Genomic DNA, 14,652 nt, shown 5'->3' on the forward strand with positions numbered 1-14,652 from the left:
CTTGCCCGAAAAGCCACACAGAAGATATATACTCCCATAAAAAGTACTGCCCAATTGCATTCGTTAATGCTGCAGTATATAAGGTTCTTTTTGGCTAGGTCGCTGAAACGGGGCTATATAAAAAGGCAGTCTCCGAGATGGGAGCTGCCTTTTTATATTTCGCCTAACTATAAGATCTATCATCATTCCATTTCGGGAAGTGTGACTGGTAACTGATCAAAATCTCCTTCTACCAGCCAATCAGGCAGATAGCCGGAGCTTACCTCTGTCTTGAGCCCATTAAGCTGAGCCAAACGAACTGCTGCCAGATAGCCCCATGCTATAAACCAATGGTACTCAGCTGTTCGAGGAATATCATCCTCATCTTCGGGCTCCCGCTCGACAAAGTCTTTGAATAACTTCAGCCCCTCATACAGTTTTTCATTGTATAGCGTAGCATTTTTAGTGATAATCCCCAAGAAAACTTCCAGAAGAGGTGCATATAGGAACAAAACTAGTTCTTCCAGGTATTCATGACTAGGAGGATACTTTTGTATGTCCGTGTATTCATACGCTTCCTTAAAAGCTTGCTGTACGATATCTGATTTTTGAAACAGCTTTTTGTAGAAGTTGACAATTTTATAATGAAATGGCTCAACTCTAGAGGTATCCTTTTTGAAAACCTCATCAGAGACTTGTTCCAGTACTGTTATCCCTTCCCTATATTTTGTAATCATGCACCAATGCCAACAAAGCATCCAATCAGCTGCACTTGTGTATTCCCCTACTGGAACACCTCTGCCCTCTGCTACCTTGCCCGCTATTGGAACTGTAAATGGTTCACCTTTGGGGGTGATTCGTTCTTTGAAAATATATAGCTGCAAATCACGGGCATAGGTCAGGTAGCGATATATTTCTGTGGGAGATTTACCTAATTCATTTCCGTAGAGAAATTTTTGAAAGAAACTGTTTTGATAACTACCCAAAGAATATCTACCATTATTTAATACAACCCAATTTTGAAAAAATTCTATTATCTCCTCTTTATTTAGCGAATTATATCTCCGTAATAATGCCTTAACAATCCAATTCGGTAATGTGTGCTTATCTAAATCCCTCATTATGTACCACTTTCTATTATGTCAAACTTTTTCACAATTGTTTCCAATAGTTCACCATTTTCATCAATTGGTTGACGAACATATAAATACTCAAGTTCTTCTTGTCTTAAGCTTTCAATCAATGACTCTATTTTACTTGTATCCAATTCTTTTCTTTCTGCTTTTTCTAACATCTTCTGTAATGTAGCTTGCAAATATTTTCTAGACCCTTGCTCCGCTTTCTTTGATAGGTTATCTCAAGCCCTAGCACTACCCAAAGGGGATTTCCCTCCTTTAGCTAGCACCGCAATGTATCTTGTATTGAACTCTTCCTCTGTTGACACAAGTTTAAGTATGCTAAGGAACAAATCAAGTGCTGTCTTACACTCTTGTGACTAGACTAATTCAAAAATTTTCACATCTCTTCTTCTAAAATTATTAGACCCGACTCAAAAATCTTCATAATTTCATGCCTTCCTTCACAAAAAAGTACAAAACAAAAGGCTTGCCCAAATATGGACAAACCTTTTCGTTCAAACACTCTGTATGAAAATGAAAAATGCAATTCTTCAATCAGTTGGCTAAACTAAACTGCTGTACCTCTTCCTCTCCCGGAGATGCATAATGCTTGTCCAATACTTTTACCACTACCTCTCCATTTTCCATTTCAATATCCATTGGTACTAGTGTAAGTCCTTGCTTGTTGATGGTGGTCGCTATGTTGGCGTCTGTACCTTGTTGTGCTACCACTTCAGCAGGAATATATTCCCCATTCAGGAAGGCGGTACTCCACCACTGTCCATCCTTGTCCTTGAATGGGGTACCATGCCCGAGGAAGCGGCCTGCAAATTTTCTGGGTCCGTATGGACCCGTTACCTTGTCTGCGGTACAGTAGTAAAGATTATAAGTTCCGTGGCGCATCTCATCAGTACTCCAAGCAGTGCCCCAAAGTACATACTTGTCTTCTACCTTGGTGATGTAGCAACCTTCATGTCCCATCTTGCGGTCAGAAGGTCCCGCCTTGATCGGCTCGCCTACAAATCCTCTCAGGTCATCCGTCAGCTGAATCATTTCAGCGCATCTGTAGACCAGCCACGGCGTATTGCCATCCATAAAAATGGAAGGGTCATGTCTGTGTCCGAAGTCTACTCCGAACGGCTCTTCAAATGGACCTTCCAATTTGTCTCCTTTGGAGATAAAAAGGCTTGCCCGCTGCAGGTTGGAAGTCGTCACGATCACCCACTTGCCATTGATAAAGTGAATCTCCGGCGCCCAAATCATCGGTCCTACACCATGAACATCTGGCGCCAATAGTGTCTTCTTCTTTTTGAAAGTCTTGGCACGCTCATACAGCATATTCCCCCATTCTGTTTCCTTGGCTTTCCACTGTACGCCCAAGTCTTCCCAATCCATCAGGTCTTTGCTGCGGAAAAACTGCATAGCAGGCAGACTGTCCGGATAGTAGGCATTTTTTCGGGTACAGGACAGGTAGTAGTAACCGTTAGGTGCGAGTGTGATAAACGGGTCACGCATCCAAACATCATCCAATACGTGTACTGCCTGACTGTGTTTCTTGATCGGGTCTTGTACTTTTGCCTGCTTATTGTCAGACAGTTTGCAGGCACTGGTCAGTAAAACCAGTACCCACCACAACATATTTGCTTTCATTTTTGGGTTCTTTATTCAATTAAAAAATGATTATTCCACTTCTTCCATCTTGCCTGTCAATGGGGTATAATCAAACCAGTCAAATATTGCCTCGTGCTTGCTTTCCTGTCCCTGACTGCTGGCATACATTCCTACAAAGGCACCGATAAACCCGCCTGAGTGGTTGGAGCAAAGTGCATCCATAGATTGTACACTACCAATCGGTGTCTGCTTCTCCTTGGAAGGTCCGTAGGTAAATTGCACGTCCATCTTGTTGGTGTGCATACCCAATACGACCGATTCATCTCCATAAGGCACCTTTGCCACCAGCTTTTCTACTTGCTCTTTTCTGTTTTCGCTGAAGACTTTGTAAAGGGCAATGTATCGGTCTTTTTTGTTTTCCATGCCCAGTTCCAGTCTATACTGAAAATTTTGGTTCTGCATCGCGACAAGCCCTGCCACTTCATTGGATTTCTTTGGCTTGAATGTCAATTGCGTAAAGACTTCAAATTGGTGGTGTTCCAGTCTTCGGGCAATTAGGGAAGGATTGGCTACATCCTTGGTAGTTTCAGGTCTTAGCTGTAGGGTCAGTTTTCCTTTTTCCAAATGGTACCACTCGCTTTGTGGTGTCCGCAAGAAGCTCCAGTCTACACCCAGCTTGTCTGTTATAAAATCGTCCCTAACCGGCTTTTCCGGAAAAGGTGTCCATGGGAGATCAGGTCGCTTGTCTGCCATCAGTACCCTGCCGTACCCTGGATTGAATATGGGCGTGATACCTTCAAATTTGACCGGTGTCAGGAAGGTTTCCCTGCCGAGGTAATAGTTTTTGCCGTCCATAGGTCTTACGCCCAGCATGACTGACCACCAGTCTCCGTTCTGTGTCTGTACCAAGTCGGCATGCCCGATGGTGGTAATCCCCGAATCATGCCCCAGATGTCGATGTGTCAGTACCGGATTGACCGTCAATGCTGTATAAGGTCCTGTGATCTTGTCTGCCTCAAAAGCAGTGACGGCGTGGTTATTCCAAGTACCTCCTTCTGCTACCATCAGTAAATACTTGTCCTTGATCTTATAGATATGAGGTCCTTCTGTAAACTTGGCTTCCGCAGCATGACCTGAAGTCAGGTAGATTGGTTCCCCGAGCAGTTCACCTGTTTCCAGTTTCAACTCTTGCAGATAGATGCGGTGTTCCTGTTTCCATTTGGGCGCTCCTTCATAATCATGAGTAGAACCTACGTAATAAACCTTTCCGTCCTCATCCCAAAAAATGGTTGGGTCAATGCCCTTGCTGTCCTTGATCCAAACTGGTTCCGACCAAGGACCGGCAGGAGTATCAGCCGTTACATAGAAGTTATTGCCACAGTTACAGTCATTCTTGCTCTGCTTGCAGGTCACAACCACGTAAAACTTGCCGTTATGGTAACGGATTGTTGGTGCCCAAATGCCCGCCGAGAATTTTGTGGTCTCCATCATCAGCTGTGAAGGACGATCGAGTACATAGCCTATCTGCTCCCAGTTCACAAGGTCTTTGCTATGGAATATAGGAATGCCGGGAAACCATTCGAAGGAAGAGTTGACAAGAAAGTAATCATCTCCCACCCGACAAATAGAAGGATCGGGGTGAAAGCCAGAAAGTATCGGGTTTTTAAATGTCTCAGCCGGACGATCCTGGCTCCATCCCCATAACGAGAGGAACAGGAGTGTTGCGACCCATACTAATGTTTTGGTAAACTGCATAAGGGTTATGATTTTTTGGCTACACCGGTTAACTCACGAAAGATTTTAATCTCTTCCTCACTATAAGGAGTTCCGTCCATTCTGAACAAGTCATGAAACCATAGCTCCGGCTCAGGGAATGCCTCTCCCTTATTAACTACTTCCCCTTCTGCCCTCATCTTGTAAACATCCTTTTTCTTGCCGTCTGCTGTCTTGCGGCTGGTCCACGGCCATATTGTTCCTGACTTTCCGGAAACAAACCCCCAGTTAACCGCACCTACATTTAGTTCTTTCAGCACTGGTAAACAATCCTGTACCGTACTGCCGTTTGTTCTTGCCAACCATTCGGAAACAATCACCGGTCTGCCATCCTGCTTGTATTCATTGACCCTACCTCTAACTGCCTTAGACGGTCCGTAGGTATGGATAGAATGCAGATCGGCATTGGCTTTGTTAATCGCCATATTCTGCTCGCCTATACTTCCCGCTGTCGTAGAAGTGATCGGCTGTGATGGGTTGACTTCCCTTGCCCAAACAAAACTGTCATAACACAGCTTGGCAGACTTGTCCCCAATGCTTGCCTTTACTTTCTTGGCTGACATATCTCCATTCAGTCCATTGCCCCTTCCCGGCTCATTGTACAATTCCCACATCAGGATTCTTGTATCATCCTTAAACCTCTTTATCGTTTCCTGTACATACCCCTTCAGTTGCGCTACTTCTTCTTCACTGGCAGTACCCTCCGCATAGCGCAATGCCATATCACGTGCCGGACTGTTCATCCATCCTGAATTGTGATATCCCTTTACAGGTTTAGGCTGTTCACCTAATTTTGGATTGGGAAAATGGCAATCATCAAAGAAAACAAACCAAGGTCTGATGCCATGTTGCTCGCAGATGCCTAGAAACTGGTCCATTCGCTTGTAAAGCCCTTCTTCGTCGCTAGCCCACACCATATCATGCATGTAAACACGCAGGGTGTTCATCCCGATGCTTTCCGCCCAAGTCAGTTCCAAATCAATGCGCTCTGGGTCCCAAGTGGAAGCCTGCCACATATCAATCTGGTTGATGGCGGTTGCCGGATAGTAGTTACACCCCACCAACCAAGGCTGATGTGCATACCATTCATTGATCCTTTCCTTGGACCATCTGCCTGGTACAGTCAGAGAGTCTTCTTTTGTAATAACTCCTGCTTCCTGTACTGCTTGGACATCATTTTTACTTGCTTTATTATTGCATGACAGCAGGGTAACCGTCAGCAATAAGTAGCCAATGTATTTCATTTTCATCTTATGTTTTATTTCGATTTACCTGTTAATGCTTTGTCTTTGGGTGTAATGGTCTTGTCCATCAACTTTCTCAAGTCTTTCAACTTGTCTTCATACTTTTTGTCCATTGCAAGATTGGTATATTCCTTCGGGTCTTGCTGATGGTCATACAGTTCCTCTACCCCATCATGACGACGGATATAGCGCCAATGCTCCACCCGCAAGGAATGTCCTTCCTTTAAGGTAGTTACCGCCGGTACATTCCACTTCTTGTTTGGGTTTTTAAGTAAAGGCAAAAAGCTGGTTCCTTCGTTGGTAGTATTTTCTGGCAAACCACACAGCTCGGTCAAGGTTGGGTACAAGTCCAACAGGCTAACAATTTGCTCGCTTCTTGCACCAGACTTGGTAACACCAGGTGCGCTGACGATCAGCGGCATGCGGGCAGCCCTTTCCCAAAGCGTAAATTTCTTGTAGCGGAGTTTCTCTCCTAAATGCCAACCATGATCTCCCCACAATACTACAATGGTATTGTCACGGTAAGGGCTTTTGTCCAATGCATCGAGTATCACACCGATGCACTCATCTGCATAGTTGATACTAGCCAGATATGCCTGCACCGCCTCTTTTTCCAATCCATGTTTTTTTACCAACCTGTATTCCTTGCTTGGTTTTTCACCCGGAATATCGTCCAGATCATCTGCTTTCACTTCCGGCATCTGCAAGGTCGCTGTCGGGAACTTGTCAAAATACTGCTGCGGCACAAACCAGCTCAGGTGAGGTCTGAAGATACCCACTGCCATAAAGAAAGGTTTGTCTCTTTCCTTCTGAAGCTGCTCTGCTGCCCACTGCGCTGTACGGTAGTCTGGTGTATCTTCCTTGGCGGCGGTAGTGCCTCCCCAATTCAGGTTGCCATCATACTCACTAGTTGGCAAACCGCTATATTCCTTTCCTTCCTTTTTCTTGGCAGGCTTTCCGTAGCGTCCATCATTATTGGACCACTCGTCCCATTTATCATTGTCCGTATCAGGATGATGAAAAATCTTGCCTCTTGAGAGTGTATAATAACCATTCTGCTGAAACCATTGGTTCAGCATCGGGGCATCCTTCAATAATGGGGATGAGCGAAGTTTGTAACCGTTGCCCAATGCGCCGGTGGTGGACGGGCGATAGCCCGACATCAGAGCAGTCCTGGAAGGATTGCAGACTGAAGCGGCACAATACGCCTGCGTAAAGACCTGTCCGTTCTGTGCCAGTCGATCCATATTGGGGGTCTGCGTCTGCGGATGTCCTCCAAGGAAACCAGTCCAGTCGTTAAGGTCATCCACCGCAATCATCAGGACGTTGTACTGTTTCTTGTCCTGTGCCGAAACCCACGAAGCTGAAAAAGCCAGCAGGCTAATGATGAAAAAAATCCGTTTCATATTGTTGAATATTTTATGTGCTTTCTGTTTTGTGGTTTAAATCCGTAAAAGGGCGCCCTTTTACCGTATTTATTGAATCAAACCTCTTTTTTTAATTTTGAATAACGGAAATGCTTATACGTTGCTTTTCCCGTTCCGCAGGTATAAAGCGACAGGTAAAGCACGCCATGCCCTTCCTGTACTTCAAAGCTTCTTGGTAATTTTCGCCAATCATTTCCTTCCTGTCTGTACCAAACCGACACATCAAAATTCTCCTTCCTGATTTTCAGCTCCACAGGCCCTGCTGCCAGTTGAGGGATTTCACCTGCTCTCGCCCGTTGCTTTTTGCCTCTCCAGTAAAGCATTGGTTCATCTCCTTTTACCCCGATACCTGTCGAATTGCCATTACGGGCATACAGTACCAGACCAGCTTCTGTCTGTTCATCGAGTATTAGTTCTATACTCGCCTCAAAAGACTTGTCAATCAAAGTGATACCTACTTCATTGGCATTCGCTGGGTTATCGCCTTTTCCTTTTACTGTCAATGCGTTATTTCCTACTTTGAAATCTGCCGGATTCACCAACGTATGATGTCGCCACAACAGGTTCAATTGATTTCCTTCAAAATCGTTAGAAAAATCCAACGGTTCCCCAATATGCTGTCCTGCAGGCTTCGGTAAATCCGCTTCTGCCGTTAAACCTTCTCTGATATAAGGCCAACTATCTGTCGTCCAATCCACTGGCAACATCAGGGTCGGTCTGCCCATAATTCGTTGCATCTTTTCGTAGGCATGGTATACAGCCCACCATTGCCCTTCGGTATCTTCCAACAAAGTGGCATGCCCCTGTGACCACCACCTTTCCTCCGGCGAGTAGGTATGGATGAGTGGATTATTTGGCGCATTTTCCCAAGGACCCATTGGGTCTTTTGCCCTAGCCGTCACTGCCATATGGCTGGTAGAAGGACCTTTGGTTCCACCCATTGCCGAAACCATATAGCAATAGCCGTCCTTGTAAAAAAGTTTCGGGCTTTCGAGGCAAGGACATTCCACCACCCACTCATCGGGGTATTGCCAACCGTCGTATACTTTGCTGACTTCACTGATTATTTGCTGCCCGTTTTCCGAAAGCTCTGCCACCTGTCCCTTCTCAAAAAAGAGGTAACGTTTTCCTTCAGGCGTAGCGATATGCCCTGGATCAATCAGTCCTTTTACGTTTAGGTTAATGGGTTCGCTCCAAGGTCCTTCCGCCTTATCTGCCGTAAAAACCACGTTGCCGAAGGTGCGGCTGCCATCTTCCAAATAACGGGTCAGCGTTACGTAGATATAGAACTTGCCCTGATGATAGACCAGATCGGGCGCCCAAGGTGTTCCCTGATTATTGGTGCTGACTTTGGAAACCGGGTTCCAATGTACCAGATCTCTTGAGTGCCAAACCAAGAGCGAGAAAGAACCTGACCCGCTGTGTGTCATATAGTAGTCTTCTCCCACCCGCACTACAGACGGGTCTCCATAGTTACCCGCCATAATCGGATTGGTAAAGGTAGTAGCCTCCGCTTCCTTGGAAACCCTATAAGAAGCGGACTGCTGACAGGCGGTCACGATCACAAGCAAAAAGACCCAAATCGGAAAAAATCGTCTCATTTTTCTTGCAGCTTTTTAGGTAAAACATAATGGGAAATTGCCCATTCCTGCCATTTGGTATCCAGCTGTTTTACCAGTTCCGGATGTTGAGCCGAGACATCATGCTGTTCAGTACGGTCGGTAGTGAGGTCATATAGCTGCCATTGCTGATCCTTCAGCTTCTTGACCATTTTCCATTCCCCATACCTGACGGCACAGTTGTTTTGATGTTCCCAAAACATGTATTCGTGCTGTGTGCCCTTTCCTTTTTTGAAAAGTTGAATCAGGCTGTTGCCTTCCAACGGGTGAATGTCATTACCTTGGTGAAATACTTTTGGATATTGGGCATTAGCCGCTTCCAGCACAGTCGGCATCACATCGATCAGATAAGCCGGCTGATGTACAATTTCTCCTTTCTTCTTTTTAAGCCCTTTGGGCCAATGTGCAATCAGTGGCGTAGAGATACCTCCTTCGTGAGTGTATACCTTGTATTTGGAGAATGGCGTATTGGATACATTCGCCCAACCCTGACCGTAAGATATGGCACCGGTTTTCGCAGGATTATTGATATCGGCAAAATCTCCCCCTCCCAATTCCTTGTAAGGTTCTGCACAACCCCCGTTATCCGAGAGAAAGATAATCAGGGTATTGTCCAGTTCGTTGCGCTCTTCCAGCTTGCTGATCAGTTTCCCGATATTCTGATCCATTGAGTAGATCTGAGCTGCATAGACCGCCATACGGTAAGCCACTTCTTCCTGCTCCTTTTCAGAAAGCTGTTCCCAAGGACGGACTATCTCATCTCTTGGTGATAACCCTACTTCCCTGCCCTCAAAAAGTCCCAACTGCTGCTGTTTCTCATAACGAGCTTTTCTGATCACATCCCAACCTGCCTTATATTTCTCCTTGAAAAGTTCGATGTCTTCCGCTTTTGCCTGCAAGGGCCAATGAGGGGCATTGTAGGCTAAGTAAAGGAAATAAGGTTGTAGCTTTTCATGACCTTCTATAAACTCAATGGCGTAATCAGTAAAGGCATCCGTAGTGTAGTAGTTTTCTCCCTCAGGCTGCACATGGGTGTTGTCCAATGTCAGTCCTCTTGGTGCTTTCGGTGCAAAGTAGCTGCTCGCTCCAGAGATAATGCCGTAGTAGCGGTCATAACCTCGTTGCAGTGGCCAGCGATCCTGCTGGTGATAGCCCAAATGCCACTTTCCAGCCATATAGGTATTGTAGCCGGCTTCCTTCAAAGCTTCCGCCATCGTCACACATTTTCTGTTCAGGTAACCTATATAACCCTCCGTTCCCCATTTCTTGAATTGGTCCCCTTTCGGTGAATTGGTCATCTGACCTATTCCTGTCTGGTGCGGAAACAGTCCCGTCATCAGAGTCGCCCTTGTTGGACAGCAACGTGCCTGATTATAGAAGCTACTCATCCGGACGCCATTCTTTGCCAATCGGTCAATATTTGGAGTTGGAATTTCACTGCCATAACAACCTACATCCGAATAGCCCATATCATCTGCCATGATCAGGATAATGTTAGGACGGTCAGCTTTCTTTTGTGCTGACAATGGCAAGGTCAGCCAAAGCAAAACCGATAAGGAGAAAAGTATTTTCAGCAATTGTGTCATAAGTCGGGCATGTGTTAAAGTTGGTCATGAAGAATTTTCAAGACTTATCTGTGATCATGTCTGTTGTAAAAAATCCTTCTGCTTAAAAATATTTGAAGATTTGATAGGATAAAACCATATCAGGTCAGTATTGATAAAAGGGACAAAAAACAGGACGCTCAATCAAATCCGTTCAGATCAGCCCCAAATGAACTTCAGGGACAATCCATTGAATTTCCGTATCAGGACAATAATTCTGTACAACTGAACCAATTGAAACACACGCTTATCCCGATTTTGAACAGGCTTAATTACCTCCAATCATTTTTTCCTAATCCTCAAAAAATAACACATGAAAAAACTGCTTAAAATAGGTTTTGGTACAATACTTATTTTCCTGCTGTCCGGCTCCATGCTGTATGGTCAGGGGTATGATGTAGTAACCCACCTGACCAAACAGACTTGGCACCTTTGGCTGGATGAAACTGCCGAATGGGAAAACGATTCACTGTACCTCCCAAACACTTTCCAGTTGGAAGACTTGCCTGTCAATGCCCCCACCTGTGGTTGGGACGAGTTGGCAAAAGGAAAGGGGAAATCAATCACATTGCCCGCTACGGTGGAAGAACACTACTGGGGCTGGAACGGCAGCCGCTTTGGTGTAACAGGTGACTATGTAGGCGTGTCTTGGTTTGTCACACGTTTCAAGGTGCCTGAAACACAGAAAGGGAAGCGGCTGGTGTTGGACTTTGAGAGTGTCAGGATGAGGGCTGAAGTTTATGTCAACGGAAAACTGACAGGCTACAACCTGATCAACAATACCCCGTTTGAGGCAGATATTACTGAGGCAGTGCATTTTGAGAAGGAAAATATATTGGCGGTCAGGGTCACTGATCCCAACGGAAACTTCGCTTGGCGTGATTGGGACAAATATCAATGGGGGAACTTCGAGACACCTCCCAGTCACGGATTTGGAGGTATCACGAGCCATGTAAAGCTGAGAGTCACCGATCAGACTTTTATTGAGGATGTATTTATAAAGAACCATCCTGACCCGAAACAGGTAACGGCTGAAATCAACCTTCAGAATCTCAGCTCAACAGCCACTGGAGGAACGCTTTCTCTGGAAATCAGGGAATGGAAAACCGGTCAACTGCTCACTTCCAGAAAACTGAAAGTGGACAACCTGAAAGATGAAAAACGAGTATCTGAAAAATTCAAGGTCAGTCAGGCAAAGCTTTGGTCGCCTGATACGCCTCACCTCTACACGATGCAAGTCAAATGGGAAGGCAACGATGGCACTAAGCATCAGTTTGACAGGCGATTCGGTTTCCGTTGGTTTGATGTAGTGGAGAAAAACGGGGACAAACAGTTTGAACTAAACGGCAAACGTATTGTCTTGCGCACTGCTATCTCTTGGGGTTTTTGGCCTGTCAACGGCATGTATCCGACACCCGAACTTGCCCGAAAACAAGTGGAAACCGCCAAGCAACTGGGGCTGAATATGCTAAGCTTTCACCGCTGTATCGGGCAGACACCCGTTTTTGATATGGCGGACGAATTGGGACTGCTTTACTATGAGGAACCGGGTGGTTACAAGGCAGCCGGCAATCCGTTTGTGGAACAGTGGAATACGGAAAAAATGCTACGTATGGTCAAGCGTGACCGCAGCCGTCCTTCGCTTGTGATGTACAATATGATTAACGAGGTATACCGTGATCCGCTGCCAGTCAATGTAGAAGACATTCAGAAGGCACACAAACTGGACGAAACACGTCTGATCACCTTCTCTTCCAACCTGTTTACCCGGAAATTCTATGAACCATTACCATTGGACAGCATTCCGCCCAAACTCCATATGACACCTTACAGCCATAAAGTCCAGTATTTCGGGATGCTGGACAAACACAATGCAGGCGGACCGGGTGTTTATGCAGACAATTTTTACAATGGTCCTGACCAAATGCGCAGAGGCGAATTGAACAATCATCCACAGGAGATTATTTACTGGGGAGAAGATGGCGCCATCGGTACTCCTCACCGTTTGGAACTGATCAAAAAAGAATTGGAAAAAGGTGGTCAACTGGGATGGGACGGCGATGCCTATATCAGACAGTATGAAGCCTTTGACAATTTTCTTAAGCAAAATGGTTTTGACAAGGCATTCCCGACCGTCGATTCCCTGACCAAGGCATTGGGGGCGGTTGCCCACTACTATCAGGGCAGGATGATTGAGAATATCCGCATTGGCAATGTATCGGACGGCTATGTCGTGAACGGATGGGAAGGCGAAAAAATCGAGAACCATTCCGGCATTGTGGACATCTACCGCAACCCGAAAGCTGATCCAAGCATCTTGGCTTATTATAACCAACCCCTTTATGTGGCGGTAAAGCTACGGGATAAGGTTGGCGAAGTAGGTGATACACTAACTGCCGACTTCCATATCATCAATGAACAGCACCTGAAAGGAAGCTTTGACCTACTGGTACAAGCAACTGATGAAAAGGGAACGGTACTGGAAAAAACCTTTAAGGTGAAAGTGACAGGCGGAGACCGTTATGGCGAACTACTACTATCAGGCATAAATATTCCGCTACGTCAGGAAGGGTATGCTACCCTGACAGCAAAGCTGATCAGAAACGGGAAAACCTTTGCTACAGGAAAAGAAAAGCTGCTGGGCGTTGCACTTCCTGCTATTTCACAACTGAAAGTAGCAGTCAAGGATACTGCCGGAACGGTACAGCAAATGTTACAGACTGCCGGCATCGCTTTCAATGATACCTATTCAGAGAAAAAATCCCTGCCTGAAGAAACCGTACTTTTTGTAGGCAAAGACATGCAACCAGGATTCTTCAACACCAATTTCAGGATGAATGACCCGTATTTGGATTGGGTGTCACAAGGCAATACCCTGATCATCTCAGGAGGAACAGAAAACTGGGGCAGCTACCTGATGCTGAAGGAAGCTGCAGACTTCAGGGGCAGCCGGAAAATGTGGCGCGACTGGTTTGGCGGCAATTATATCGTCAAGGAACATCCGCTGTTTGAAGGACTTCCCGTCAATACTGTTTTCAATTGGGAATACCAGACCCTGGCATTGTACCAGAGAGACCGCACCGTGATGCGCATGCATAGTGGCGAATGTGTAGTGGGTGCCTATGCCGACAACAAGGCAGAATTTTATTCTGCCCTGAGCGTCATTCCTTTCGGAAAAGGTCAGATCATCGTTTCAAGCCTTGATCTGGAAGGGGCATTGAAAGAAGGAGGCAAAGCGGCTGTAGTGGCCAAACGTATCCTGTTGAATATGGCGCGTACAGGTACAGCCACAAAGCAGGATATCTAAAACCTTACTTTTCACTTCTGAATTGAAAGGCTGTCATAGTGGAATATGGCAGCCTTTGTTTTTTACATTTACTGTCAAACAATGTATTTGAAAAGTGATGATGGTTTTAGTTTTCGAGACCAGAAGCAGCTGACATTAATTTATCATTAAATATTGTAGCATAAATACTGTACCATTGATCTAAAAATCATATGATTAAAGAAGTTTCCGCTTAAGATGTTTTTTATATAATTATGAAATAGAAGAGATGAGAATTGCTAAAAATATTTTATTGTCTGTAGTGATAACCATAATTTTTTTCTCATGTGAGCCATCGATTCCTGAAGCTGATACGTTAGGCTATGGTAACAATAGATATGGTGTAGAGATTGATGGGGTATCTTGGACTCGAAAGATTGGATTTATCAAATCCAATCAGAGTAGAGCTTTTATCGATGGAGATTCAGTGCTATATATTACTATGATAGGTCAAAATTACGATTCAGTGAAAAATGAATATTTTGATGATACTTCATATGGTTTTTTACACATCACTGTTAAGTTGAATGATAATTATGTAAATGATCCACTATCTTTTGATAGTTTTAATGAGCCAAGACTCAAAATGCACCCTGAAGATATTTTGACTGAAAAAGCAAACGAATGGGCTCTTCGACATTTAGATTATCAATATGGTTTTGATTTTGTTGAGTTAGTCAGACCGTTTGATTATACTTTTGGTTATAGCACCTCAAAGTCCAAATTTAACTTTAAGATTATTGAACTTAATAAAAATAAAGGCGTTGTATCTGGCACATTCAGTGGTGTATTGAAAACAATAAATGGAGAATTTGTACATCTTGATAATGGTATATTTGATTTGCCTATTATTGATGGGAACCCAACACCAGAATTTCCATTTAACATTGTGGAATAAACTAATATTCTGTAAACTATTTGGCGACAATCATCCCTTTTTCAATTAGCGGTT

At 44.8% G+C, this 14,652-nt stretch carries 10 protein-coding genes; 2 read left to right on the top strand and 8 right to left on the bottom strand.

The window, feature by feature from the left end; all coding sequences use genetic code 11:
- Nucleotides 1-182: 182 nt before the first annotated feature.
- The 8 genes from V6R21_RS02030 to V6R21_RS02065 form a co-directional block, all read right to left on the bottom strand.
- Nucleotides 183-863, bottom strand: a complete 681-nt coding sequence (locus V6R21_RS02030; protein ID WP_334240413.1) for an immunity 49 family protein — start codon at nucleotides 861-863, stop codon at nucleotides 183-185.
- 236 nt (nucleotides 864-1,099) lie between these two features.
- Entirely contained in the window at nucleotides 1,100-1,273 is a 174-nt protein-coding gene (locus V6R21_RS02035) for a hypothetical protein (protein ID WP_334240415.1), read from the bottom strand.
- A gap of 379 nt (nucleotides 1,274-1,652) precedes the next feature.
- Complete coding sequence (locus V6R21_RS02040) at nucleotides 1,653-2,747, bottom strand: family 43 glycosylhydrolase (protein WP_334240417.1); 1,095 nt, start codon at nucleotides 2,745-2,747, stop codon at nucleotides 1,653-1,655.
- Between the two features lie 30 nt (nucleotides 2,748-2,777).
- Nucleotides 2,778-4,463: a glycoside hydrolase family 43 protein gene (locus V6R21_RS02045; protein WP_334240419.1), complete on the bottom strand. Its 1,686-nt coding sequence runs from the start codon at nucleotides 4,461-4,463 to the stop codon at nucleotides 2,778-2,780.
- 5 nt (nucleotides 4,464-4,468) lie between these two features.
- Nucleotides 4,469-5,725: a cellulase family glycosylhydrolase gene (locus tag V6R21_RS02050; RefSeq protein WP_334240421.1), complete on the bottom strand. Its 1,257-nt coding sequence runs from the start codon at nucleotides 5,723-5,725 to the stop codon at nucleotides 4,469-4,471.
- A 14-nt stretch (nucleotides 5,726-5,739) separates the two neighbouring features.
- Complete coding sequence (locus V6R21_RS02055) at nucleotides 5,740-7,131, bottom strand: sulfatase (RefSeq protein ID WP_334240423.1); 1,392 nt, start codon at nucleotides 7,129-7,131, stop codon at nucleotides 5,740-5,742.
- Nucleotides 7,132-7,208: 77 nt separating this feature from the next.
- Nucleotides 7,209-8,753, bottom strand: a complete 1,545-nt coding sequence (locus V6R21_RS02060; RefSeq protein ID WP_334240425.1) for a family 43 glycosylhydrolase — start codon at nucleotides 8,751-8,753, stop codon at nucleotides 7,209-7,211.
- Nucleotides 8,750-10,357: an arylsulfatase gene (locus V6R21_RS02065; RefSeq protein ID WP_334240427.1), complete on the bottom strand. Its 1,608-nt coding sequence runs from the start codon at nucleotides 10,355-10,357 to the stop codon at nucleotides 8,750-8,752. Before V6R21_RS02065 ends, V6R21_RS02060 begins: the two co-directional genes overlap by 4 nt.
- Before the next feature lie 331 nt (nucleotides 10,358-10,688).
- On the opposite strand from V6R21_RS02065, the gene V6R21_RS02070 reads away from it, so the two are divergent.
- Both V6R21_RS02070 and V6R21_RS02075 read left to right on the top strand, forming a co-directional pair.
- Nucleotides 10,689-13,682: a glycoside hydrolase family 2 protein gene (locus tag V6R21_RS02070; RefSeq protein WP_334240429.1), complete on the top strand. Its 2,994-nt coding sequence runs from the start codon at nucleotides 10,689-10,691 to the stop codon at nucleotides 13,680-13,682.
- 247 nt (nucleotides 13,683-13,929) lie between these two features.
- Nucleotides 13,930-14,598: a hypothetical protein gene (locus tag V6R21_RS02075; protein WP_334240430.1), complete on the top strand. Its 669-nt coding sequence runs from the start codon at nucleotides 13,930-13,932 to the stop codon at nucleotides 14,596-14,598.
- The last annotated feature ends 54 nt before the right edge of the window (nucleotides 14,599-14,652 follow it).

It is taken from the genome of Limibacter armeniacum (assembly GCF_036880985.1).
Lineage (GTDB): Bacteria > Bacteroidota > Bacteroidia > Cytophagales > Flammeovirgaceae > Limibacter > Limibacter armeniacum.